General features: G+C 68.0%; 19 protein-coding genes. 11 read left to right on the top strand and 8 right to left on the bottom strand.

The window, feature by feature from the left end; genetic code table 11:
• Window positions 1-194: 194 nt before the first annotated feature.
• From V6B97_RS11625 to nifV, 3 genes are all read right to left on the bottom strand, one after another.
• Window positions 195-1,649: a radical SAM protein gene (locus V6B97_RS11625; protein WP_333506677.1), complete on the bottom strand. Its 1,455-nt coding sequence runs from the start codon at window positions 1,647-1,649 to the stop codon at window positions 195-197.
• A 97-nt stretch (window positions 1,650-1,746) separates the two neighbouring features.
• The gene (locus V6B97_RS11620; protein ID WP_333506676.1) at window positions 1,747-3,345 is read right to left on the bottom strand and encodes a sigma-54-dependent Fis family transcriptional regulator; all 1,599 of its coding nucleotides are present in this window, start codon (window positions 3,343-3,345) and stop codon (window positions 1,747-1,749) included.
• A gap of 117 nt (window positions 3,346-3,462) precedes the next feature.
• A complete protein-coding gene (gene nifV, locus V6B97_RS11615) occupies window positions 3,463-4,803 on the bottom strand; it encodes a homocitrate synthase (protein ID WP_333506675.1) in 1,341 nt (446 codons plus the stop codon).
• A gap of 409 nt (window positions 4,804-5,212) precedes the next feature.
• Between nifV and V6B97_RS11610 the strand changes: the two genes are divergently transcribed.
• The 11 genes from V6B97_RS11610 (at window position 5,213) to V6B97_RS11560 (ending at window position 18,088) form a co-directional block, all read left to right on the top strand.
• Window positions 5,213-6,550 (top strand): hypothetical protein, encoded by a 1,338-nt coding sequence (locus V6B97_RS11610; RefSeq protein ID WP_333506674.1) that lies wholly within the window; start codon window positions 5,213-5,215, stop codon window positions 6,548-6,550.
• Between the two features lie 354 nt (window positions 6,551-6,904).
• A complete protein-coding gene (locus tag V6B97_RS11605) occupies window positions 6,905-7,624 on the top strand; it encodes a FadR/GntR family transcriptional regulator (RefSeq protein ID WP_333506673.1) in 720 nt (239 codons plus the stop codon).
• Window positions 7,621-8,022, top strand: coding sequence for a hypothetical protein (locus V6B97_RS11600; RefSeq protein ID WP_333506672.1), 402 nt, complete (start codon window positions 7,621-7,623; stop codon window positions 8,020-8,022). The genes V6B97_RS11605 and V6B97_RS11600 overlap by 4 nt, the downstream gene beginning before the upstream one ends.
• Before the next feature lie 90 nt (window positions 8,023-8,112).
• Entirely contained in the window at window positions 8,113-9,519 is a 1,407-nt protein-coding gene (locus V6B97_RS11595; RefSeq protein WP_333506671.1) for a hypothetical protein, read from the top strand.
• Between the two features lie 15 nt (window positions 9,520-9,534).
• Complete coding sequence (locus tag V6B97_RS11590; protein ID WP_333506670.1) at window positions 9,535-10,707, top strand: twin-arginine translocation signal domain-containing protein; 1,173 nt, start codon at window positions 9,535-9,537, stop codon at window positions 10,705-10,707.
• Between the two features lie 221 nt (window positions 10,708-10,928).
• A complete protein-coding gene (locus V6B97_RS11585; RefSeq protein WP_333506668.1) occupies window positions 10,929-11,630 on the top strand; it encodes a helix-turn-helix transcriptional regulator in 702 nt (233 codons plus the stop codon).
• A gap of 27 nt (window positions 11,631-11,657) precedes the next feature.
• Window positions 11,658-12,041, top strand: a complete 384-nt coding sequence (locus V6B97_RS11580) for a RidA family protein (RefSeq protein WP_333506667.1) — start codon at window positions 11,658-11,660, stop codon at window positions 12,039-12,041.
• A gap of 11 nt (window positions 12,042-12,052) precedes the next feature.
• Window positions 12,053-13,252, top strand: a complete 1,200-nt coding sequence (locus V6B97_RS11575) for a threonine synthase (RefSeq protein WP_333506666.1) — start codon at window positions 12,053-12,055, stop codon at window positions 13,250-13,252.
• A 469-nt stretch (window positions 13,253-13,721) separates the two neighbouring features.
• The gene (locus V6B97_RS11570) at window positions 13,722-14,666 is read left to right on the top strand and encodes an MBL fold metallo-hydrolase (protein WP_333506665.1); all 945 of its coding nucleotides are present in this window, start codon (window positions 13,722-13,724) and stop codon (window positions 14,664-14,666) included.
• A gap of 23 nt (window positions 14,667-14,689) precedes the next feature.
• Window positions 14,690-15,961: an MFS transporter gene (locus V6B97_RS11565; RefSeq protein ID WP_333506664.1), complete on the top strand. Its 1,272-nt coding sequence runs from the start codon at window positions 14,690-14,692 to the stop codon at window positions 15,959-15,961.
• A gap of 189 nt (window positions 15,962-16,150) precedes the next feature.
• The gene (locus V6B97_RS11560; RefSeq protein WP_333506663.1) at window positions 16,151-18,088 is read left to right on the top strand and encodes a CobW family GTP-binding protein; all 1,938 of its coding nucleotides are present in this window, start codon (window positions 16,151-16,153) and stop codon (window positions 18,086-18,088) included.
• A 41-nt stretch (window positions 18,089-18,129) separates the two neighbouring features.
• Here V6B97_RS11560 and V6B97_RS11555 read toward each other — a convergent pair whose 3' ends face one another.
• The 5 genes from V6B97_RS11555 to V6B97_RS11535 all read right to left on the bottom strand — a co-directional run bounded on the left by V6B97_RS11555 (window position 18,130) and on the right by V6B97_RS11535 (window position 23,170).
• Window positions 18,130-19,278 carry a GGDEF domain-containing protein gene (locus tag V6B97_RS11555; RefSeq protein ID WP_333506662.1) on the bottom strand — a complete coding sequence of 383 codons (1,149 nt, stop codon included), beginning with the start codon at window positions 19,276-19,278 and terminating at the stop codon, window positions 18,130-18,132.
• A gap of 121 nt (window positions 19,279-19,399) precedes the next feature.
• The gene (locus V6B97_RS11550; protein ID WP_333506661.1) at window positions 19,400-20,107 is read right to left on the bottom strand and encodes a PqiC family protein; all 708 of its coding nucleotides are present in this window, start codon (window positions 20,105-20,107) and stop codon (window positions 19,400-19,402) included.
• Complete coding sequence (locus V6B97_RS11545; RefSeq protein WP_333506660.1) at window positions 20,107-21,090, bottom strand: MlaD family protein; 984 nt, start codon at window positions 21,088-21,090, stop codon at window positions 20,107-20,109. Before V6B97_RS11545 ends, V6B97_RS11550 begins: the two co-directional genes overlap by 1 nt.
• On the bottom strand, window positions 21,090-22,028 hold the full coding sequence (locus V6B97_RS11540) for an ABC transporter ATP-binding protein (RefSeq protein WP_442935486.1): 939 nt from the start codon (window positions 22,026-22,028) through the stop codon (window positions 21,090-21,092). Before V6B97_RS11540 ends, V6B97_RS11545 begins: the two co-directional genes overlap by 1 nt.
• Window positions 22,025-23,170, bottom strand: a complete 1,146-nt coding sequence (locus tag V6B97_RS11535; RefSeq protein WP_333506659.1) for an MlaE family ABC transporter permease — start codon at window positions 23,168-23,170, stop codon at window positions 22,025-22,027. Before V6B97_RS11535 ends, V6B97_RS11540 begins: the two co-directional genes overlap by 4 nt.
• Between the last annotated feature and the right edge of the window lie 129 nt (window positions 23,171-23,299).

The following is a 23,299-nucleotide window of genomic DNA, read 5'->3' as shown; positions in this document are numbered from 1 at the left end:
GCGACTGGCTTGAACACCTGTAGCGTAACCGGAAAGGTGTTTTTTGGTATAACCGATTGACTCCACCCGCATAGCGGGTGGTTCTCTGTTTCGGTCGCTTCGCTCCCTCAACTGGCTAAAGCCATAATGCAAAAGGCCACCCCCGGAATCTTCCGGGGGCGGCCTTCGATATCGGGCAAAACGGCTGGCCGGGATCAGCGCGACACGGGCTGGCACCCCGCATCCGTGCCGCATTGGCACCCCGTCGGGGCCACGGGCATGTCGTCCAGGCTGGCCCCGTCCTCGCCGTACACGGCGCGCAGCATGTCCAGCACCATGCCGGAGCAGGCCACGGCGTTGACCCCGTGCGAGGTCAGCACCGTGCGCGGCACGTCGCCCAGGGCGGCCACCAGCAGGGTGCGGCAGTCGTGCAGGCCGCGCGCCAGGTGTTCCCAGCGGCCGGGGCTGTCCGGCGCGGGCAGGACGCGTTCCTCCACAATCCGGAAGCCGCCGCCTTCCAGCGGTTCCCAGATATGCAGCGTTTCGGCCTTGCCGAGGTGCAGGTTCACCCGCAACCCCCCGCGCGAGGCCACGGCCACGTAGGGCCGGGCAGCGCCCTCAAGGGCGGTTGCGCGGAGCGGTTCCGGGTGCGCCGCGCCGGTGGTGCGCCGCAGCATGCCGCCGCCACCGCACCCGCCGCCTCCACCACATCCCCCGCCGCTGCCGTCACCGCCGCCGCACCGTTTGCGCCGCGCAGGCTCGCCCACCCTGCCCGGCCCGGCCGGGGTCAGCCCCCCGCAGGTGGCCAGCACCGGGGCCAGTTCGCTGGAACGGTCCTCGCGCAACAGACCCACGGCATCGGCCCGGCAGCGGCGACAGTGGGTCATCTGGGGCAGCAGGGCCGCCCCGGCCAGACGCAGGTTTTCCATGAGCGCGGGCGACGGTTCGGTCACGTCGGCGAACGGTGTGCCGGGATTGGGGTGCAGGGGCATCAGGTTGTGCAGGTCGGCGCCCAGGGCGCGGGCCATTTCGGCCACGGCGGTCACGTGGGTGTCGTTGATGCCGGGAATGACGATGGTGTTCACCTTCACGGCGATGCCACGCGCCTTCAGCCCGGCGATGGACTGCTTCTGACGGTGCAGCAGCAGTTCCGTCGCGTCCTGGCCGCGATACGTGGTCCGGCCGTCGCGCACCCACGCATAGATGGAAGCCCCGACAACCGGGTCCGCCGCGTTGCAGGTGACCGTGGCGTGGGTGACGCCGAAGGCCGCCAGGTCGTCCAGGTGGGCGGGCATGGCAAGGCCGTTGGACGACAGGCAGAACAGCAGGTGCGGGTAGGCTTCGCGCAGCAGGCGCATGGTTTCCAGCGTGGCTTCCGGGTTGGCCATGGGGTCGCCCGGCCCGGCGATGCCCACCACGGTGATGCGCGGTTCCGCCTCCAGCACCCGGTGCATGTATTCCAGGGCCTGGCGGGGCTTCAGCACCGCGCTGGTCACGCCGGGGCGCGATTCGTTGGCGCAGTCGTACTGCCGGTCGCAGTAGTTGCACTGGATGTTGCAGCCGGGGGCCACCGGCAGGTGCACACGGCCGCAGGTGCCGGACGCGGCCTTGTTGAAGCAGGGATGCTTCGAGGCGTCGCGCGGGGTGGCGGCAGGTTCGGTGGCGTTCATGGCGGCTCCTTTCTCACGGTGCGCTGGGCGGTTGGAGTAAACAGAGGGGAAAGGCTGCGGGTATGTGGAAACCATGGGGATGGCCCGACATGAGCGACTAGCTGGCAGGCGCCCCCTCCCCCCTGCGAAACTGCCGGTAGGTCAGGTTGAAACGCTTCATGCGCAGGCCCATGATGCGCCGGGTCAGGCCCAGCGCCCGCGCCGCCTCGGTGGTGTTGCCCCGGTGGGCGCGCAGGGCTTCCACCAGCATCTCGTACTCCACGCAGGCCAGGCGCGCCTCCAGCCCGCCCGGCGTTCCCGCGTCCGGCGCCATGGCCGATTGCAGCGACAGCGGCAGGTCGTGGGCGTGGATGGTGTCGTCCTCGGTCAGGATCACCGCGCGGTGGACGACGTTTTCCAGTTCGCGCACGTTGCCCGGCCAGTCGTGCTGCACCAGCATGTTCAGGGCGGGCGTGGCGATGCTGGACACGTTCTTTTCCGTCTCGCGGGCGTAGCGGGCCATGAAGTGCTCGGCCAGGGTCACGATGTCGCTGCCGCGCTCGCGCAGCGGCGGCACCATGATGGGAAACACGTTGAGCCGGTAGTACAAATCCTCGCGGAAGGCGCCCTGGGCCACCATCTCCTGAAGGTTGCGGTTGGTGGCGGCGATGATGCGGATGTTCACGGGTATGCTCTGGTTGCCGCCCACCCGCTCGAAGCGCCGTTCCTGCAACACCCGCAGCAGCTTGGCCTGCATGGCCGGGGAAAGTTCGCCCACCTCGTCCAGGAAGATGGTGCCGCCGTCGGCCTCCTCGAAGCGGCCCTTGCGGGTCTGCACCGCGCCGGTGAACGCGCCCTTCTCGTGGCCGAACAGTTCACTTTCGACAAGGTTTTCCGGCAACGCCGCGCAGTTGAACTTCACCAGCGGGCCTTCCGGGTTGGAGCCGTCGTAGTGCAGGGCGTTGGTGATCATCTCCTTGCCCACGCCGCTTTCGCCCAGCAGCAGCACGGTGGTGCGGGTCTGGGACACCTTGCGCATCAGGGCGTACACCTCGCGCATGGGCGCGGACGCCCCGATGATGCTGGCGGGGTGGAAGCGCTCCTTCAGCCGGTCCACCAGCAGGCGGGTGCGCCGTTCCCAGCGGGCCAGGTCCACCTTCTCCACCAGGTACAGTTCCACCGCGTGGGCCAGCATGTGGGACATCACCATCAGCACGTCCACGTGGCGGTCCAGAAAGCGCCGGTCCTCGTAGAGGCGTTCGGCGCTGATGGTGCCCAGCACCTTGCTGCCGCGCAGGATGGGCACGCACATGAACGACAGTTCCAGGTCCGGGCCGCCGGAAAGGCTGCGGGTGCGGTTGAGGAAGGCGGGCTCGTCGCCGATGCGCCGCACGATGATGGGCCGCGCCGTCTCCACCACCCGGCCGGTGATGCCCTCGCCCAAGTGGTACACGCCGCGTTCCTGTTCCTCCGGCGTCAGGCCGATGCTGCGATGCACGAAGATGCGCCCCGACTCGCGGTGGTGCAGGCTGATCATGCCGCGCCGCACGCCCATTTCGGCGTGCATGTAGCCCAGGATGCGGTCCAGCGCGGCGCAGAAGTCCTCCGGCCCGGAGAGCATGCGCCCGATCTCGTGCAGCAGGGGCACGATGCCCCCCCGGCACACCCCGCCGCCGCAGGTGCGCGCCTCGTCGCTGTGTTTCTTTTCGCAGGTCATGGCCCTCACCGGCGCGGAACGTGGAAGGACACGGGAATGGGATGGGACGCCCGGCGCGCCCGCCGGGGGCTCCGGAAACAGGAATGGCCACATGGGATACCTCCGTCATTCCGCCTGTCATTCATGGGGACAGGCGGCATGGGGACAGACGGCATGGGGGCAGGCGGCATGGGGGAGAGCGGACGGGCTGGCGCAACGCATGTCCAGCCGCAGGTCGCGCGGATCACCGGGCACGCCATCGCCGCCACCTCCCGGCGTTCCGCCGCACCCCGCCGCATCCAGAAAGCGCAGCAGGTCGGCCTGTTCCGGCGGACGCTTGGTGCGCGCGGCATGCTCGCGCAGCAGGGGCAGCACGGCCCGCGCGCCCTCCTCGTCCAGTCGGATGCCCAGCCGTCCGTAGGCCCAGCGCACGGCCGCCGAACCGGAGTGCTTGCCCAGCACCAGCCGGTGGTCGCGGCCCAGTTCGCGCGGGTCGATGTGCTGGTAGTTGGCCGGGTCGCGCAGCAGGCCGCTGACGTGGATGCCCGACTCGTGGGTGAACACGTTCTCGCCCACGATGGGCTTGTCCGGCGGCACCGGGCGGCCCGAGGCGGCCGCCACCAGCGCCGACACCCCCGGCAGCAGCGAGGGGCGCACCCCGGTGGGCATGCCGTGCAGCAGGTGCAGGGCCATGGCCACCTCTTCCAGCGGGGCGTTGCCCGCCCGCTCGCCCAGCCCGTTGACCGTGGTGTTGGCGTGGGTGGCCCCGCCGCGCACGGCGGCCAGGGTATTGGCCGTGGCCAGCCCCAGGTCGTCGTGGGCATGGATTTCAAGCTCCAGGCCGCTGCGCGCCCGCATGGACAGAAACCGCGCATGGGTGGCGAAGGGGTCCAGCACGCCCATGGTGTCCGCGAAGCGGAAGCGGCGCGCGCCGCAGCGTTCCGCCACCTCCAGCACCAGAGCCAGGAAGTCCGGGTCGGCCCGGCTGCTGTCCTCGCCGCCCACGCACACGGCGAAGCCCATGTCCAGCGCGGCGCCGGTCATGGCCTCGATGCGCCGCAGCACCCAGGCCCGGTCGCGCCCGATCTTGCGGGTGATCTGCTGGTCGGAGACGGGAATGGACAGGTTCACCGTGGAAATTCCCGTTGCCCGCGCGGCGGCCAGATCCGCCTCGTGCATCCGGCACCACACGATGGGCCGCGCCGCAAGCCCCAGGGCCGCGATGGCGCGGATCTCGTCCACCTCGCGCTGGCCCATGGCCGGGATGCCCACTTCCATCTCCGGCACGCCCGCGGCGTCCAGCGCACGGGCCACGGCCAGGCGTTCGTCGAGCGTGAAGGCCACGCCCGCCGTCTGCTCGCCGTCGCGCAGGGTGGTGTCGTTGATGATGACCTGACGGGTCTCACAGGTCTCACGGGTCTCACATATCTCATGGACCGCCGGGGTGGCCCCGGCGGATGACACGCTGGCTGCGCTCATGCCGCCTCCTTCATGCTTGTGGAGGCATGACAGCAAAGCATGTGCCAGCAGTGGCGCGGCCAGTTGGCGGGTTAGTCGGCGGGATGGCCCGCCCCCGCCACGCCAGCGATGGCGCCGCGTGGCGGCCAAAAGGACGGTCCGTATCCTGCCCGCCCCTCCTCGGCGTGCCTCCCTCCGGCATGCCGAAGATGGTCGCTGCGTACACTTTGGGCACGAAATGGTACCATTCGGTACGTTGCCGCCTGTCCGGCCCGCCCCTGCCCGCCCCTTCCCGGCCTTCGCGGCCTTCCCGCCCCCGCACGAACGGAGTGAGTGAATGCTTTTCGACGCCTCGCCGGTAAGGTAGGGTCGTCTCCGTGAAGGGCAGGATTCCCGCCAAGGGTTGCCAGCAGCAGCGAGAGCAGGACGGATGATCTACATCGACCGCATCGAAACCCAGGACGTGGTGGCCACCCGCGAGATTTCGCGGGACGAGATGAGCGACTACCTGCTCACCTTTCCCGCGCTGCTGTGGCGCATCGAAATCGCCAGGTCGCGCATCGAACTCCTGAACGCGCGCAAGCTGCCCGTGCTCGAGGACAGGTCCGGACTGTTCATGAAGAGCCCGGACTTCCGCCGCAGGGTGGTGCTGCCCGAAGACCTGCACTTCATCGAGGCCTTCATGGAGGCCATGAAGCGGGGCGACGCGGCCGAGACCATCGTGCGGGTGTGCGCGACCGGGCAGGAAGAGGAACAGCTGTGCTGGCTCAAGGTGGCCGGATGGTCCAGCCCGCGCGACCCGCGCTACTACATGGGCTACCTGATGGACGTTTCCGACCGGGCCGAGGGCATTCGCTCCATTCTCGAAAAGGACGCCGAGCAGCAAATGCTCATCGACCTTGCCGAAAACCCCACCCTGATCGTGGACTTCGACACCCGCCAGGTGCTTTCCCTGAACACCGCCGCCGCCTCGGCCTTCATGTACCCCGGCAACGGCATGACCCACCTGGATTTCGGCATGCTGCACCACCCCGGCATGACCAACCGGGTGCACCGCCTGTTCGAGGAAATCGTGTTCGCCCGCAAGTGGGAGGGCAAGCTGGAATACGTGCGGCGCAGCCACGCCACCTTTTCGGCCCGCACCTCGGTGCGCCTGCTGACCCTGAAGGGGCGCAGGCTGCTGCGCGTCTCGCTGACCGACCTGCGCTCGGCCTCCGGCGACGAGGACGCGGAGGAGCGCACCGCGCCGCCCCCGGACCGGGAATTCGCCCGGCTGGAAAAGGAACTGCACGCCCGGCTGAAGCCCCTGCCGGACATCGCCGAGATCCTCGCGGTCCTGCACGCCTTCCGGCTGCCCAGCTACGACTGCGACGGGCTGCTGTTCTCGGACATCCACCAGCGCCGCAACAAGGTCTTCGTGCACTGGGCCGGGGAGCCGTTCACCGGCATGCCGCAGGGCGAAATGTTCCCCTTCGACGGCACCATCGCGCAGGACATCGTGAGCTACAAGCTGGACTCGCTCATCGTGGACGACACCCTGGACAGCATCAAGGCCATCGACTGGGCGCTGTTCATCCCCAGGGGCATCCGCTCGTACTTCGCCAAGCCCTTCTACCGGCGCGGCGTGCTGCGCGCGGTGCTCATACTGTGCTCGCGGCGTCCGGCGGCGTTCCCCACCACGGGCCTGCCGGAATACTCGATCCTGTTCGATCCGTTCGACAAGGCCATTCAGGCATGGCGGACCCGCCAGCGCCACCAGGGAGCCTGAGGCGTTTCCCTTTCGTTCCCTTCCCTCCCCTCCCCCGCATGTACAGCGCCCGTCGGCCACGCCCGGCGGGCGCTTCGCGTTGGCGGCATTGCCTGCGGGCTCCGTGCGGCTTCCCGGCGCGCGCCTGTCGAATGCGGCCCAAGTGGTCTTACCAATCCCGCACGAAAAAGCACATGAAAACCCGCACATTGCACGATGAGTGATTTTCCGGGGCGGTATAGCTTGCAAGCGCTCACATACGCCACTATCGGTCATACCAATGGGGCGGCATCGCAAGCCGACGGCACGATACCCCGCCCCCCTTCCGGCAACACCCGCAGGCGGCGCCCGGCGCGCCGCCCCACGGAGGCGTGCATGGAAAAGGAATCCGCCATTCTCACGGATCTGCTGGGCAGGATCCGCTGCGGCGAATGGGAGGTGGGTGGCAGGCTGCCCCCCGAACGCCAACTGGCGGGCATGCTGGGCACCAGCCGCCCCACGGTGCGCGGAGCACTGCGCGTGTTGCAGGCGCGCGGCATGGTCGAGGTGCGCCGGGGCAGCGGATGCTACCTGCGGTCCCGCCGCGAGCGCGGCGGTTACACCGACGCCGTGGGCCCCCAGTCCGGCATGGCCCGGCTGGAAGCCGCCTACATCATCCTGCCCCCCCTGGCGGCCCTGTGCGCCGTCACCGTTTCCCCCTCCGGCCTTTCCCGCCTCGAAGAAACCATGACCTCCCTCAGCCGCGCCATTCTTGGCGGCAACCCCGGCCTTGCGCGGGAACAGACCGTGGCCTTCATGCACGCCCTGGCCGAGGCCACGGGCAATCCCGCGCTGGTGGCCACCGTGGAACAGCTGTGCCCGGCGGGAGCCTCGGCCATCGACCTGCTGTTCGCCATGGAAGACTACGAGCGCGACCAGTTCTTCGCCGACCTGGTCAAGGTGTTGCAAGCGCTGAAGCGGCACGATCCGGAAGATGCCCGCCTGCGCATGGAGGAACGCCTGCTGCGCATGTGCCGCTGCATGGAAAAATACGCGGGCACCGAATGCACTCCGTATATCCGCGCGCAACTGGAACAGCGGGGGATGGACGCATGACCACCACACGCGCCGGATTTCTGCGGGGATTGTTCTCGCTGGGGGCGGACCTTGTGGGCGGCGCGGCGGGCGTCGCCGCCGATACCCCCGATCCCGCCGATACCGCCGAAAGCGGCGGGCATCCGGCGGCCGCAGCGCCCCCCGTGCCGTTCCACGGCGGCGCGCCCCTGTGCGGCCCCGGCGGAGACTTCACCCCCGAACTGCTGCGCCTGGAGGCCGAGCGGATGGGCCTGCCCGCCGACGCCGACCCCGGCGACCTGCTGCACCACCTGCACCGGGCCATGCTGGACATGGCCCCGCCCGGCGTCCGGGCCTCCGGCGTCACCGAAGAAACCGGCGAGGCCGCCCCCGGCATCCCCGCCGCGCCCGACGCAACGGACGCCGGGCACCCCCGCTGAACCGAACCGCCACCGCGCGGGCTCGCCCCCGCGCAGCGCATAACCGGCTGGGGATTCCAAGGGTCGCACCCCAACAGAGGAGGAACCGTCATGTCTCACGGATCCGTCAGTTTCCTTGAAGCGCGAAAGCTGGAAAAGCGGTGGAAGGGGCCCCTGCCCGCCATCGTCAACCTGCTGTTCACGCTGGTCATCTTCTACGCCACGTGGTGGATTTTCCAGGACCCGCGCGGGGTGATGCGGCTGTACACCCCCTACGTGGGCTACATGTACACCCGCTGGCTGCTGATCATCCTGATCTGGGTCGCCTACATCTTCGACTTCTGGCCCTTCCGCCGGGAGTGGATGGAAAAGGCCCACCCGCTGGTGAAAGGCGTCATTCTCACGCTGCTTTCGGTGGCCCTGATGCTGGCCCTGATCAAGGGCTTCTTCGAAGGGCTGCTGGGCAACTACGCCATGGCCTACTTCAACCCCGACCAGCTCACCAGGCTGAAGGGCATCACCGAATTCTTCGCGGCGGAATACGCGGCCACGGCATGCCTGATGTTCGCGGCCATCGCCTCGTGGCTGAGCCCGGCCTGGGTGGTGGCCATGGAGGAAGCCCCCTGGCAGGACCTGAAGCAGCCGGTGAAGGGCATGAGCATCTGGATCGTCACCTTCTTTCTCAGCACGCTCATCTACCTGATGACCATGCACCCGCACATGGGCATCCTGTACTACCCGTGGCAGGAGTTCACCTCCATCACCCCGCCCTACTGGGAGGCTTTCGCCAACACGGTGTCGGGCAACTTCCACATCGCGTGGATCATGTGCTGCACCGTGGTGGTCTGGCTGATGGAAACCATCTGGGAACGCTACCCGTTCTCGGTCATCCGCAACCCGTGGGCGCGGCGGCTGTCCATCTTCTTCGCCATCATCGCCATTTCGCTGGCCCTGACCTTCTTCTTCTACTTCGCGCAGGAACTGGCCTGGGGTGAAGCCATCCGGGGCCACAAGCGCGACGCCGCGCCCGACTGGCGCTGGCTGCACGTGGGCGAGACGGCCATCTTCTTCCTGCTGCCCGCGCTGTTCCTGTACATGTACTGCGACAACTGGCCCCGCAAGTTCTCCACCCCGGTAAACATGCTGGTGCGCACCGCCATCGTGGTGGCGGCGGGCCTTGCGGTGTACGCCGTGTACTACCGCACCTCGCACCTGTTCCTGGGCACGCAGAAGGGCTTCTCGCACCCGCAGCAGTTCCCCATGATCCCCACCATCTGGCTGATCAACATCTGGCTGATCAACTACTGGTTCATGGACAACTGGCCCGGCTGGACCATGCGCATGAAGACCGCCGACGAACTGGCGGCGGAAGCCGCCACGCGCGAGGCGGAGCACACCTGGAGCCCCAGGATGCTGCCCGGCCTTGCCGTGGGCGCCGCCGTGGGGGTCGCGCTGTACTTCGTCATCGTGCGCATGGTGCCCGTGGTTTCCGAATCCGTCACCCTCATCCCCAAGTAGCCCAAGGAGGCCGCCATGTCGGACAACAAGACGTCATTCAGCAGGCGAGACTTCATAAAGGGCGCGGCACTGGGCGTGGGGCTGGGAACCCTGGGGGCCATGGGCGCGTATTCGTACTCGTCCCGCCGGTTCGAAGACCTGCCCAAGGTGCAGCGCAAGATGCAGTCCTTCGGCACCTGCCGCAGCGTGAAGGCCAAGGTCGTTTCGGAAACCAGCTGGTTCGACAACGGCAAGCTGATGGCCGACATCAAGAGCGCCGGGGGCCTGCTGGTGGACCAGTACACCTACAACTGGCCGCCGTTCGGCGACGGCACCGGGCTCGGCAAGGGGTCGTACCAGAAGGGCATCGCCCAGATCCGCGACCTGCTGCCCAACCGGCTTGAGGAGGCGTGGGAAATCACCAGGGCCAAGAGCGTCAACCCCATGAACGCCGGGGGGTTCGCCGCCCTGGTGGAAGTGGAGGACATGGACGGCAAGGTGCGCAAGTACCTGCTGGACTCCGGCTGGTCGTTCGCCTGGACGGACGAATGCTTCCGGCGCGAGGGCATCGACAGGATGCTCGCCAACGGCGAAATCGAGGCGCTGATCGTCTCGCACGAGCACTTCGACCACTTCTGGGGCCTGCCGGTAACCCTCAAGTACGCGCCGGGCATCAAGATATACATCCCCGATTCGTTCTACGCCGAGGGGTTGCAGTACATCAAGGACGCCGGGCACAAGGGCGAACTGGTCAAGGTGAAGAAGGGGCTGCACCCCATCGAGCCGGGCATGGCCAGCTACATGTTCGACGTGCCCATCATCTGCCGGGTGTTCGGCGAACAGTCGCTGTACTTCAACGTGGCGGACCTGGGGCTGGTCAGCATCACCGGATGCTGCCACCAGGGCATCATCCTGTTCGCGGACACCGCCTACCGCGAACTGGCCTACGAACACGACCGGTTCCACGGCCTGTACGGCGGGCTGCACATCTCGCCCTTCGAGGACTGGGACCCCAAGTACGACGACCTGGTCATCGGACTGCGCAAGTGGAACCTGGAAAAGGTGGGCTGCAACCACTGCACCGGCATCGTCACCGCCAAGAAGTTCATCGACGCGGGCTACCCGGTGGTGGAGGGCACCGCCCGGTTCCGCACCAAGGACAAGGCCTATCTCGGCAACGGGGACAGCATCCGGTTCGCCAAGGCGTAACCGGCCAGCCGGAAAACGAATGAGCAGACGCCCCTGCCCGCCGCATGCGCGCGGGCAGGGGCATGCCGTCCCGGACCGCCTGACCTGTTTGCCAGCGGGCTGAATGGCGTGGGGGCGGGCCGCCCGCAGTTTACAAAAAATTTGTGATTTACAAAAAATTGTTGACACGAAGGGTGCAGCAACGCCATGCTCCTCATGAACGCGATCACAAGGAGCATGTCATGACCACCTCCAAAAACCGTCCCCAGCCACCCGCCGCCAAAGCGCCCGGCGATCCATCCGAACGCGCGGTCATCTTCGAGAACATGAAGCAGATCGCCCGCACCGTGGTCCGCACCTTCGGCCGCAACTGCGAGATCGCCCTGCACGATTTCCAGGACCTGGAACACTCCCTCATCCACCTCGAGGGCACGATCACGGGGCGCAAGCTTGGCGCTCCCATCACCAACCTGGTCATCAAGGCGTGGCGCAAGGAAGGCGACGCGGTGCGCGACATGGTGAACTACCCGAGCACCTCGCGTGGCGGCCACCGCCTGAAGTCCTCCACCAGCTTCATCCGGGACAGTGCGGGCCGGGTTATCGGCGCGTTCTGCATCAACTTCGACCTCTCGGAATTCGAGGCCGCGCAGAGCGCCATCGAGGATCTCACCCGCGTGGACACCCAGGAGAACAAGGGCGTGGGCGAAACCTTCGCGGCGTACATCAACGAGACGAACGACGCGGTCATGGAAGCGGCCATCCGCCAGGCCGGCAAACACCCCTCGATCATGAACCGGGAGGAAAAGCTCGAACTCATCCGCATTCTGGACGGAGAGGGCGCGTTCCTCATCAAGGGCATGGTCAGTTACGTGGCCCAGGCCATAAACGTGTCCATCTACACGGTTTACAACTACATACGCCAAGTCAAGAACGGCTCGCACTGAGGCCGCCCCGAACAAAAGGAGCATCACATGAAGGAAGTCGTCGCCGCCAAACAGGCCCCCGCGGCCATCGGGCCCTATTCCCAAGCCATCAAGGCCGGTGGCTTCATCTTTGCCTCGGGCCAGATTCCCCTCAGCCCGGAGTCCGGGGAGGTGGACGGCACGGACGTGGGAACCCAGACCCGCCGCAGCCTGGAGAACCTGGCAGCCATACTCGAGGCCGCCGGGGCATCCCTGGAGAACGTGGTCAAGACCACGGTCTTCATCACGAACATGGCCGAGTTTCCGGCCGTGAACGAGGTCTACGCCACCTACTTCCCGGCCAACGCCCCTGCCCGTTCCTGCGTGGCGGTGGCCGCCCTGCCGCGAGGGGCCAAGGTCGAGATCGAAGCTGTCGCCCATCTGCAATCTTGAGGAAATACAAGATGTTCGTAAAGAATCTGCTCTGCCCCAAGTGCCGGGCCACCTATGCCAGCGAAAAGGCAATCCAGCTCTGCGAGTGCGGGGCTCCCCTGCTCGTGACCTACGACCTGGACAAGGCCGCCGCGGCCTTGACCAAAGACGATCTGGCCAAGCGCCCCCCCACGCTCTGGCGCTACCGCGAACTCCTGCCCGTGCGCGATGGGCGCAACATCGTCAGCCTCGGCGAGGGCATGACCCCGCTGATCCACTTCGAGCGCCTGGGCGCGGACGTGGACATGCCCGAACTGTACATGAAGGACGAGGGCGTCATCCCTACCGGCACCTTCAAGGCGCGCGGCGCGACCGTGGGCGTATCCCGCGCCAAGGAACTGGGCATCGAAACCCTGGCCATGCCCACCAACGGCAATGCAGGCGGCGCCTGGTCCGCCTATTGCGCTCCGGCGGGCATCCGTTCGGTGATCGTCATGCCCAAGGATGCTCCGGAGATGAACCGCAAGGAAATCGCCGTCACCGGGGCCTCGCTCTTCCTGGTCGACGGACTCATTTCCGATGCGGGCAAGATCGTGGCCCGCGCGGTCAAGAAACACGGCTGGTTCGACGCCTCCACCCTCAAGGAGCCGTACCGGATCGAGGGCAAGAAAACCATGGGACTGGAACTGGCCGAGCAGTTCGGCTGGGAGGTCCCGGACGTGATCCTCTACCCCACGGGCGGCGGCGTGGGTCTCATCGGCATCTACAAGGGTCTGCGCGAACTCCAGGCCATGGGCTGGATCAACGGAAAGCTGCCCCGCCTGGTGGCCGTGCAGGCCACGGGGTGCGCGCCCATCGTCAAGGCATACGAAGAGGGCGGAAAGGAGTCGGCCTTCTGGGAAAACGCCAGGACTTGCGCCTTCGGCATCACCGTGCCCAAGGCCCTGGGAGATTTCCTGGTCCTGGACGCCATCGCCAAGACCCGGGGCTGCGCCATCGCCGTCAGCGACGACGATCTCCTCAAGGCCCAGAAGATGATCGCGAGACGCGAGGGAGCCTTCATCTGCCCCGAAGGCGCCGCCACCCTGGCCGCAGCGCTGGAGTTGCGCCGCAAGGGCTGGATCGCCCGTTCCGACAAGGTCGTGCTGCTGAATACCGGCACGGGCCTGAAGTACCCGGAAACCGTGGAATGCAACCCGCCTATCCTTCGGCCGGACCAGGACATCGACTAGGGGCTGTTTCTAAATTGTCCCTTCGCCCGTTGGCTGCGTCAAACTTCGCCTGCCATTTCAGTCAAATACGATAAGAGTATGTTCCCTCATGGCAGGCTCGTTTTCCTTGCCAACGAACGAAAATTCTAATTTGGAAACAGCCCCTAGGGGCGCGTGGGCAGCCAGAAGGCGCAACGCGCAAGCGAAGAGCGCGAGAGTGACCAGGACGTTGGGCCGGGCGGCCGCGACTGCCACCGCGCCGCCCGGCGTAACGGGAGCCGAAGTCCCCCGCCAATGGCACCGGCTTGCAGGCCCCATGCCTGCACATACCGGAGCGTCATTCCTCAACCCCCTTGGAACAGACGTGCATCAATCAGCGCGCCTGGCCGCCACGCCCTTGTCTTCTCGAACTCCGCACTACTGGAGGTTATGGATGCCCCCTCCCTCTCCCCACACTCCTTTCAGCGTTCACCCGACGCCAGATGGCTTCATGGTCTGCGGCCCCCACGCCCAGACAGCGGAAGAAAACAGACAGGAAGGAACCGTTTCTTCCATCTATGTGATCATCAAGGGCAAATCGGCCTGCATTGTGGACACGGGAAGGCATGATGCCTGCTACGCGGTTCTGGCGGCCGCGCTCCGTGCCCACCATGTGAAGCCCAGATACATCGTGCTCACGCACGACCATTATGACCATGTGGGCAACGCGCACCGGTTGCGGGAGGAGTTTGGCGGCCTCGTCGTGGCCCACGCCCTTGACCGCCCCCTGCTGGAAACCCCCCTGATCCTGTTCGATCCGGACGCCATGGGCCGGGCCTATGGATGTTCCATGCAGGACGCCTGGCTCGATCTGGGCTTCACCGACGAAACCATCAGGAACATGCGCGGCGCAATGGAACGATTCTTCACCGTGCCCGTGAACGCCGATCTTTTCATCTCTGAAGACGTCTCCCTGGATCTCGATGGTCTTGAACTGCGTCTTCTGCATACGCCGGGGCATTCACCCGGCAGCCTGAGCGTGCATGTTCCGGCAAGCGGCAGCGTCTATACTGGCGATCTGACCTTTTGGGTGAATCCCTGCCGCCCCTATCCCATCGGCAACGCCGAACATTGCCTGGCCAGCCTGCGCCGCATTCGTGATCTCGAACCGTCATACTGCGGGCACGGCCACTATCTCGGCATCTCCGATGCCGCCATCTGGCTCGATCAAATCATTGGACGACATCTGCACCTTGAAATGTCCATACTGTCCCTGCTTGATACGTCACGAACCATCAGCGATCTTCGAAGACGTATCTTTCCTGAAGATCCGTTCGACTCATTCTCTCCCATTCCCGAAAATTCCATCCAGGCATGGATGGTTGCTCTCATGCAACGCGGAAAGATAGTCCGCTATGCGCATGGCAACAGCGTAGTGTGGCAGAAAACCCTGTAATTTTCCGATATGAGGGGCAATGCATGTCAACGGAAACCGCAATTACCATCCCCGCGGCAAAATGGCACCAGGAAGTCTCTCCCAGGCAATGGCGTACGGTCATCGCCGGCGGCTTGGGCTGGGCCCTCGATTCAATGGACGTCATGCTCTACGCCATGGTCATCGTTCACATCATGGCCGAGCTGCAGCTCACCACAAGCCAGGCGGGCCTGCTGACCACGGCCACCCTGGTCGCCTCGGGCATCGGCGGCATGCTGTTCGGTCTCATCGCGGACAAGTGGGGACGGAAGTTCTCCCTTACCTTGAGCATCCTTACCTACTCCGTGTTCACAGCCGCGTGCGGTTTCTCGCAGACCATGACCCAATTGCTCGTTTTCCGTTTCATCCTGGGCCTGGGCATGGGCGGGGAATGGACCGCAGGGGCAGCCCTGGTGACCGAAACCTGGCCCGCCAAGCACAGAGGCAAGGCCATGGGACTGATGCAGAGCTGCTGGGCCCTGGGATACGCGGCGGCCGCACTGGTCACCGCCATCGTGCTGCCGCACTTCGGCTGGAGGGTCGTCTTCTTCGTTGGGATCTTGCCGGCGCTTTTCACGTTGTGGGTCCGGCGTCACGTCGAAGAGCCCGCCATATGGGTCGAGCATAAGGAAAAGGAAAAGTCCGCCAAGAAGGAAAGAAACATCCTGGCCAATGTCGCCGAGCTTTTTTCGGCCCAAAACCGCAAATACACGTTCCTCGCCTTCGGCCTCAGCCTGATGCACCTGTTCACCTACTGGGGCCTCTTCAGCTGGATCCCCGGCTATCTTTCCCTGCCGCCGGAGCAGGGCGGGGCTGGTCTCAACATCTTCAAAAGCGCCACCTGGGTCATCGTCATGCAGGTGGGAGGATGGTTCGGATACGTGCTGTTCGGCTTCATAGCCGACGCCATCGGCCGCAAAAAGGCATTCACCATCTTCTTCCTTGTGGCCACCATCCTCGTGCCCATCTATTCCATGACCCGGGATCCCATAGCCCTGCTGTGCATCGGCCCCTTCCTGGTCTTCTTCGGGGCAGGTTTCGCATCCGGATTCGGCCCGCTCATCGCCGAACTCTTTCCCACACGCATGCGGGCGACGGCGCAAGGCATCATCTATAATTCGGCGCGCGCCATCAGCGCCTTCGCTCCCTTCATCATCGGCAGCCTTGCCGGCGTGTACGGGCTCGGCCCCGCCTTCCTGCTGATCGGGGCGTGTTTCCTTCTGGGATTGGTGCTGGTGCTTCTCTTGCCCGAAACCACGGGCCGGGAACTGGAATAACTCCGACTCCGTCAGCCTGGAAACCGCCACATCCGGACGCCCCGGCATGCCCGCGAGAGCAGCGGCATGCCGGGGCACACCGGCATGCGCCGCCCGGCCGGTCGCCGGGCAAACATCGCCGAACGGCTATCCTCGGACCGGCAGCATCAGGCCGGACGGGGCGGGGCACGGCCCCGCAAGGGGGACCCAATGGACCTGCGCGTGATCACTCCCGTTCCCATCGATCAGGGACATGGCTGCTGGACGGCGGGCATGCTGCGCGCCCTGCTGCTGCGCACCCAGTTTCACCGGCCCGAGGCCCGCGCCCTGGGGTGGCGGGGCATCCGCCCCACCGTCGCCCACGGCGAAGGCTGGACCTGCAAGCTGCACGGCAGCCCCGGCGTGTTCGGCATGCTGTTCGAAGGCGAGCGCATGTCCGGCGGCACGCTGGCGGGCGCCTTTTCGCTGCACTATTTCCCCCACCCCGACGAACCGCGCGCCGAGCGCTTTTCCCTGGCCGCCGGGGTGGCCACCCTGCTTCCCGACTACTGGGACAACGTCCGCGAATTTCCGTCCGCGCACGCCATGCGCACCCTGTTCCGGGTGGGCACGCTGCGCGTGGCGGCGGGCAGGCTGGGCGGGATGCTGCGGCTGGAACTGTCCGGCCTGTCGCGCACCCGCGTCATCGCCGCCGATGGTATTCGCCAGTCCGAAGGCATGCCCCCGGACTCCACCCCCGCACCGGAAGGAACGGCACGTGGCACGGGCACGGCCGATCCCTACGTGGTGCATCCCGGAGACGCGGAAAGCGACATCCCGTCCTTCGGCATGGCCCTGCGCCTGTTCCGCTGCCTGGCGGCCAGCGCCAGCTTCGTGCTGGGCGAAGCGCCCGTGGCCTGCCGCTACGCCGTGCGGCCCGGCTGGCAGGGCCGGTTCACCCGCGCCGGGGAATACCGCAACGTGCCCGCGCCCGGCGTCCGGCGCATCTCCGTGGCCCTGGCCTACGGCACCCCGCCAGAGGGCCGCGCCGCGCCGTGGCGGCCTGCGGACACGGGCCCGCTGCACGCCCAGCCGTGGATGACCGCGCACCGTCCCGGCTGGATGGGCGGCGCAAAGGCCGCCGGGACCGTATCCTGCGGCGGGGGGCCGCGCCCGCCGCTGCTGGTGCTCACGGGGTTTCTGGGGTCCGGCAAGACCACGCTGCTGCGCCACTTCGTCGAATACAACCTGCAACGCGACCGCTTCGTGGCGGTCATCCAGAACGAGATCGGAGCCGTGGGGCTTGACGGCAAGCTGCTGGAAGACGGCTGCCGCGTGGTGGAGGCCGACGAGGGCTGCGTGTGCTGCTCCCTGTCCGGGCGGTTGCGGCACGGCCTGGCCCAGGTGCTGGACCGGTTCACCCCGGACGTGGTGGTGCTGGAAACCAGCGGGCTGGCCAACCCCCTGAACCTGCTCGACGAATTGCACGAGGTGTCCGACCTGGTGGACCGGGGCGCGGTGATCACCGTGGTGGATACCGTCTCGTTCGCCAACGCCCTGCGCGAAAGCAGGGTGGCCAGGGACCAGGTGGCCGCGGCGGACATCCTGGTGCTCAACAAGATCGACATCGCCGGGCCGGAACACATCGAGGCCGCCCACGCCATGGCGGCCCGCATCAACCCCGGGGCCATGCTGCACGAGGCCACGGAAGGAGCCATCCCCTTCGGCCTGCTGACGGAGGCGGGCGCCCCGCGGCCGGAAAGGCGGCCGCGCGGCCTGCCCCGGTTCAGGGACCCCGCGTTCCCCGGCGGCCCTGCCACCCACGCCGACGACGGCTACGCGGCCGAGACCGTGCGGGTGCATGCCCCCATGGCCCTGTCCCAGCTGGAATCCCTGCTGGAATGGGAATCGAGGCGCTATTTCCGCATCAAGGGCGTGGTGGACGTGGCGGGGCACGACGCCCCCATGCTGGCCCAGTCCGTGGATGGCCGCATGAGCATAACGCCGCTGCCCGGCCACGCCGACGCGGAACGCTTCCTGACCTTCATCGGCAAGGGGGGAAGAGACTTCGGCAACGGCGATGCCCCCGGCGGCGACAGGGGTGACAGGGGTGACAACGACGACAAGGGCGGGACCGGGACGCGGGCGGGAGCGAACGCGGAGCGGTGATTCCCCACCCGTGACGGGGACTCCGCGATGCCGCCGCCCCGTCAGCCCCCGTGCCGCCGGTAGGCGTTGCGGCCGCCGTGCTTGGCCTCGTACAGGGCCGCATCGGCCGCGGCCAGCATGCCGTCCAGGTCCTGCGGGCCGCCCGGCACGCGGCAGGCGCCGCCCACGCTCACGGTGAACACCACCGCACTGCCCTCCTCCGCCGCCAGTCGCCCGGCCCGCTCCAGCCCCTGGCGGATGCGCTCGCCCACCAGGTCGGTCATGGCGTCGTCGGCGTCGGGCAGCAGCACCGCGAACTCCTCGCCGCCGTGGCGGCAGATGGCGTCGTAGCCGCGCACCAGCGTGGGCAGCACCTCGCCGATGCAACGCAGCACCGCGTCGCCCACGGGGTGGCCATGGGTATCGTTGATCCGCTTGAAGTGGTCCACGTCGAAGATGATCACCCCCACCGGCGTGCCCTTGCGCGCGGCAAGGGCCAGCAGGGGTTCCACGGCGGACAGGAAGTGGCGGCGGTTGGGCAGCCCGGTCAGGGGGTCGATGGTGGCCAGGCGGTGGATGTGCGCCTCGTACCGTTCGCGCAGCACCACCACGAACCACACGCACCCGATGAACGCCAGCGCCTGCAACAGCAGCAGGCCCACCATCTCCATGTGCGGCACGGCGGGCATGTCCGCCCCCTCGTGCCGGGCCAGCAGATAGCCGCCCCTGGCCAGCGTGAACGCCGCCACCAGCAGGTACGCGCCGCCGGTCACCCGGTACAGTCGCAACGACTTCACGTCGCGCGCGGCAAGCAGCAATACACCGCAGGGCAGGAACAGCGCGGCCGCCGCCAGGGTCTGCGCGAAGGCCCGCACCTCGAAGGCCCGTCCGGACACGGACACGGCCAGCAGCGCGTGCAGCGCCGCCAGCGCGATCAGCCAGGGCAGTCCCCGCTCCGGACGGCCGGTGCGCACCCGCACGATGGCCAACGCCTCCACGCCCAACCCCAGCAGCAGCAGGTAACGGAATGGCGGCAACACCTCCGGGAGCGTGGCGGCAAAGCCGAAGCCCAGCCAGCCCGCGGCCTGCATGCCCTTGCCCCACGCCAGCAGGCGCAGGTCGTGCCGGTCGCCGTCCAGATGGCCGTGCACCAGCAGCAGCGCCACGGTAACGGCGCACAGCACGCAAAGCGCCATGGACAGGGAGGCCATGGTTCTACCCTCTCGTCTTGCCGTTCGCCCCGACCAGCCCGACCGGCCGACCTGTCGGCCTGTGGCGGCCGGTCCGGCGTGGATATCCACGCTGTCCGCCGTCACGTATCCGGGGGGCGGATCAGGGCCTGGGCAGCACTTCGCGCACGGCGGCCGCCACGGTGTCGGCCAGGGTGGCCGCCAGCGCCCCCTGCGCCGTGACCATGGCGGCGTAGTCGCCACCGGCGGCACGGCGCTCGACCACCCTGCCCCGGCGCAGCGTGGCGCCGGAACGGTCCAGCAGCGCCCACCAGGCGTCCAGCACCACCGTGCCGCCAAGGCTGCCGTCCAGCCGGTTCACGTCCACGGCCACGCGGATGTCGGCGTCCTCGGCCCTGGCGGCCCCGGTCCCGGGGAACACCAGCACCCGGCCGCCGCCCAGCGCGCGGGAGATGTCCTCCGCCAGCACGCGGGGCAGGCTTTCGGCCAGCGGTTCGGCCCAGCGGTCGAACTCCGCCAGCCCGAGGCGCACCCCGTCGCCCTCGCGGGTGACGATCTGCGGGCGGTCCAGGTACGAGGCCACGCTGACAGGCCCCACCGCCACCCGCGCCTGCGGCGCGCCCGATTCGCCAGACACGCCAGGCCTGCCAGACAGGCCGGACACGCCGCCGGCAACGCCACCCGCCGGGCGCGAGAGCAGGTAGAACCGCGTGGCGGCGCTGCTGCCCGCGCAGCCGGACAACGACAGGCACGCCAGCAGCAGGACCGCCCACAGGGCAGCCAACAGGACAGGGGCGGGCAGCGGCCCGGAACGGGACGCGGGGCCTCGGCGATGCACGGCGGCGTTCATCAGCGGTACTCTCCTTTGCCTCGCAGCAAGGCCTCGGGGTGACGTTCCAGGTATTCGGCCAGGGCCCGCAGCGACCGGGCGGCGGCTCCCATCTCGCGCAGGGCCTGCTGCACCTCGGTCATGGTGCGCGAATCGTCGCGGATGGTGGAGTGGGCGGCGGCCAGGGCCGCCTCCGCCCGCGCGGACGCGGCCGACAGCGATTCCAGCGTCCGGGTGGCCTGGGCCAGGGTGTCCGGCAACTGCCGGTCCAGCTTGTCCGCCAGCGCGCCGTAGCGCTGCGCCGCCCCGGCCAGCGACTGGCCCACGGGGCCCACCTGCGTGTTCACAGAGGCCACCAGCCGGCGCACTTCCTGCAAGGTCTCGTTGAGGCTGGCGGCGGTGTCGGCCACCACGGGCGAGTTGACCATCCTGTTCAGCCCGGTCACGGCCTCGTTCAACTGGGCCATGATGCTTTCGATGGGCAGGTTCTGGAGGGTGCGGGTCAGTTCCTCCATGGGCGAGGGCAGCGTGGGCAGTTCGGGTGTCTTGCCGTCGCCGCGCAGCACCAGTTCACTGCCCGGTTCGAAATCCAGTTCGATCATCAATTGCCCGGTGACGAAGCTCTGCAACGCCAGCCGTGCCCGCAACCCCTTCTCGACGAGCTGCCCGAGCACCCGGTAGTCGCCCTTGCGCTCCACCACGGTGCCGTCCTTCATGTTCAGGATGCGCTCCGGCTCGAACTCGATGAACACCGGGATGAAGAACGCCAGGGTGTCGGGGTCGTGGATCAGGCGGATCTCCGTCACGCTGCCGACGGGCACCCCCCGGAAGACCACGGGCGCGCCGATGTTCAGCCCGCGCACCGACCCCTTGAAATAGAGCACCAGTTGCGGCCGGTCCTTCATGAACCTGCCGGAGCCGAACAGCAGCACCGCCGCCGCCAGCAGCGCCAGCGCCCCCACCACGAACGCGCCGAGCATGGCCTTGTTGGCTTCGCGCGCCATTACCGTTCCTCCTTGCCGCTGGATGATGCATCCGGTCCGGTTGCGTCGTCGTCCGCCGCCTGCGCCCCGGCGTCCACCCCGGCGTCCATCGATGTCGCGGCGCGCGGTTCGGGCCTGCGCGCCGCGCCCATGGACGATTCGCCCCGGGTCAGGAAGCGCACGGCCTTGGGGTCGCGCGCCTCGCGCAGGATGTCGTTGGGGTTGCCGCTGGCGGTCATGGTGCGCGTTTCCACGTCCAGGAACACCGAATTGGTGCCGATGGCGAAAATGGACGCCAGTTCGTGGGTGACCACCACGATGGTGGTGCCCAGGCTTTCGCGCAGTTCCAGGATCAGGTCGTCCAGCAGCCGGGCGCTCACCGGGTCCAGCCCGGCCGACGGCTCGTCGAAGAAGACGATCTCCGGGTCCAGCGCAAGGGCACGGGCCAGCCCGGCCCGCTTGCGCATGCCGCCGCTGATCTCCGAAGGGTAGAACCGCTCGAAGCCCGCCAACCCCACGAGGGCCAGCTTGAAGGCCACCACGTCGGCCACCTCGGACGGGGAAAGGCTGGTGTACTGCTCCAGCGGCAGGGCCACGTTCTCGGCCAGGGTCATGGAACTCCACAACGCGCCGCTCTGGTACAGGATGCCCGCGCGGCGCATCACCTCGTCGCGCACGGCCGGAGAGCCGCCCCAGAAGTCGGTGGCGCCGTAGTGCACGGTGCCCGAAGCGGGCTGCTTCAGCCCCACCAGCACCTTGAGCAGGGTGGACTTGCCGCAGCCGCTGCCGCCCATGATGATGAAGATGTCGCCGCGCCCGATGTCGAAGTTCAGCCCGCGCATGAGCACGAACGGGCCGTAGGCCACGGTCAGGTCGCGCACCCGGATGTGCGGCGCGGGGGGCCGGGTGGCGGGAAATTGCGTGGGAAGTTGCGCGGGAAGTTGCGTGATCCGGCTCATATGCCCAACACCTCGCAGGCCACGGTGATGAACGCGGTGCACACGATGATGGACACGATGCCGCTGACCACCGCCGCCGTGGTGGCCGCGCCCACGGCCGAGGCGCTGCGGCCGCAGCGCATGCCGTGGTAGCAGCCGCACAGCGCCACCACCACGCCGAACACCGCCCCGTGGGTGATGCCTATCCACACGTTGGCCATGGTCATGGCCTCGCGCGTGGCGTTCAGGTATTCCATGGGGCTCAGGCCCAGCATGAACACCCCCACGATGAACCCGCCCAGCATGCCCATGACGTCCGCGTAGATGGTCAGCAGCGGCAGCATCACCACCAGGGCCAGCAGGCGCGGCAGCACCAGCTGTTCCACCGGGCGCAGGCCCATGGTGGCCAGGGCGTCCACCTCTTCGTTGACCTGCATGGTGCCCAGGATGGCCGCATAGGACGCCCCGGTGCGCCCGGCCATGGTGATGCCGGTCATGATGGCCCCCATCACCCGCACCATGGCGATGGCCACCAGGCTGGCCACGTAGATCTGCGCGCCGAACACCCGCAGTTGCACCGCCCCCACGAAGGCCAGGATGAGCCCCACCAGCAGGCTGATCAGCGAGACGATGGGCAGCGCGGCGGAGCCGCTTTCGGACATGAACTGCAACAGGTCGCGCCGCCGCATGTCCGCCCGGCCGCGTGCCAGCCGGGACAGGGCGGAGGCCACCTCGCCGATGAAGTCCAGGGTCGATCCCACGGGCCTGGGCAGGGCCAGCACCGCCCCGCCGATGCGCTCCAGCAGGCCCGGCCGCGCATCGCCCCGGGCGGCCCCGGCGCGCTCGGGCACGGCGAAGGCCAGGTCCACCAGCCGGGTCAGCCCGGCGGGCAGGCCGCTGATGTCCACGGCAAGGTCGCGTTCGCGGCAGGCGCGGATCACCCCGGCCACGAAGATGGCCAGGCTGCTGTCCCAGGCGTCCAGGTCTTCGGCCGCCAGGACCACGGACGCGACGCCCGGCTCGCGCAGCCGGGCCAGCGCCGCCGCGCGGGCGGCGGCCTGCGGCGGGGCGGCCAGGTTCCAGGCCCCGCCCACGGCAAGGCGCAGGCTGGCGCCCCCCGGCGTGCCGGAACTGGTGACGGTGAGTGTGGCGGGATGTGGCATGTGGCAACCTGTTGCGGGCCGGACGCTGCCGGAACGAGCGCCGACGGGACGGGTGCGATGCGCAGCCTGCGCATGGGGGGACGAGCAACGCGGCCGCCCGCGCGCCCGCCGCCCCCGACAGTCATGCGC

The sequence above is a fragment of the Nitratidesulfovibrio sp. 1201_IL3209 genome, assembly GCF_036763125.1.
GTDB lineage: Bacteria > Desulfobacterota > Desulfovibrionia > Desulfovibrionales > Desulfovibrionaceae > Cupidesulfovibrio.
The sequence above is the reverse complement of the archived record's forward strand: the minus strand, read 5'-3'. Positions and strand labels throughout refer to the sequence as shown.